This is a genomic window from Psychrobacter sp. AOP7-B1-24 (assembly GCF_052376215.1).
GTDB lineage: Bacteria > Pseudomonadota > Gammaproteobacteria > Pseudomonadales > Moraxellaceae > Psychrobacter.
Genome location: NZ_JBQSVL010000179.1, coordinates 1 through 1,102 on the forward strand (window position 1 = coordinate 1; position 1,102 = coordinate 1,102).

The following is a 1,102-nucleotide window of genomic DNA, read 5'->3' on the forward strand; positions in this document are numbered from 1 at the left end:
GACCGGCTTGAACAAGCTATAACGCCTTACAGCCAATAAGATCAATACTTATGACCATTAAACGCCTATCTAATATTTCATACAGGGTAAGCCGACTGCTCACGCCTATGTCTGCAGTATTACTATCTACACTAGCCACCGCGCAAATCCCCACTTTGCCGCAGCAGCCTATTCCAGCGGATATTAGCCAAGCCATCAATAGTGTCATGGCGGTCAACTATGGCTCAGACTATGACAAACTGCGTGGCTGCACCCTGTATCATCGCAAAGAAACCTTTGATAACGAGCGTAGTGACTATGTATTTGAAGACAGCTACTGCATCGCGCCTATTAAGTATCAAGTTGAAGAAGTCAACGGTGGCACTCGGCTGTATCTGCTAACCTCGGGTTACGTCTACGATGGAAATATATCTAGAGCTGATCCAGGTATAGGCGGGTTATTTGAGCTGTATAAAATGGGCAACTTATGGGTCGTATCTGCCAGTGAGCCTTTCATTTATAGTGGCGGCTCAGGCAGGAGTAGACATTATGAGTTTGAGCTCTCTGAAGTCGGTGAAAACAAATATGGCTGGACCGGTAAAACCTGCGGCTCAGGGGCGGGCGGGCAATCCAACTGTATCTGGCAGATGTATGTGCCTATAGATGGCAAAATAAAAACCATCGCTGAAATAGATGCAGATTATTACTCTGAAAGTTATAGTGCTGGCAGGTATTACGAAGGCACAGGCTATGTGAGTCATGATTATAATGCGCCAATGACCGCAGGCTTTTATCCGCTGAATATGAGCCTTACGATAAAATCAGGTAAGATTGGTAGTGATAGTAATAAGGCACCAAGCTCTGAGGAAAAAAGCACTTATAAATATAACGTAGCTAAGCAGCAGTTTGAGTTGGTTGAGTAGAGCAATGATAATCAAGCCTCAGGAAGCTTTTATACACTCATCAAAATACTCAAATAAGAATACTGATATTTATACTTAAGAGGAATGGTATAAGAGATATGCTCCTTCTTACCATCGACTATTAACGTAAAGCTGACTTTTTCAATGATGTTTTTGGGCATCCTCTCAACGTAATGTAAAACCAGACTTTTGGAACAATC

Annotated in this window: 1 protein-coding gene; it reads left to right on the top strand. The window is 42.8% G+C overall.

Annotated features, from left to right (window positions below; translation table 11 throughout):
• Positions 1 to 50: 50 nt before the first annotated feature.
• Entirely contained in the window at positions 51 to 902 is an 852-nt protein-coding gene (locus tag ACT3QP_RS14850; protein WP_444526035.1) for a hypothetical protein, read from the top strand.
• The last annotated feature ends 200 nt before the right edge of the window (positions 903 to 1,102 follow it).

Bases quoted from the DNA above. Each gene is read 5' to 3' on its own strand.
- ACT3QP_RS14850 (WP_444526035.1), top strand. From the start codon at position 51: ATGACCATTAAACGCCTATCTAATATTTCATACAGGGTAAGCCGACTG.